The sequence below is a fragment of the Neisseria sp. P0008.S002 genome (assembly GCF_051962805.1).
GTDB classification, from domain to species: Bacteria; Pseudomonadota; Gammaproteobacteria; order Burkholderiales; family Neisseriaceae; genus Neisseria; species Neisseria perflava.
In genome coordinates this window covers 1-326 of sequence record NZ_JBQCUY010000021.1, presented here as the reverse complement: position 1 = coordinate 326, position 326 = coordinate 1, and the positions used below count along the sequence as shown (strand labels likewise).

At 61.7% G+C, this 326-nt stretch carries 1 pseudogene; it reads left to right on the top strand.

From position 1 onward, the window contains the following. A pseudogene (locus ACTHSA_RS10815) lies at positions 1–326 on the top strand (RHS repeat protein); the annotation flags it as partial.

Here is a 326-nt window from a genome sequence, read left to right as displayed (position 1 = left end):
CGGACGGAAGTGTACGGTTTCGACGAAAACCGCGAACTCGTCTACCGCATCGACGCCGACGGACAACGCAGCGACAGCGAACGCGACAGCTACGGCCGCATTACCGTAGAACGCGACCCGCTCGGACGCGAAACCCGCTATCTCTACGATACCGAAGGCAACGTCATCGCCATCACCGCGCCGGACGGCAGCAGCACCCAAATCGACTACCACGAAACCCTCAACCTGCCGGTTGCCGTCAACGATCCCGCAGGCAGGATTACCGCCTACGATTACGACAAGCGCGGCAACCTCATCAGCATCACCGACCCCGCCGGTTACACCAC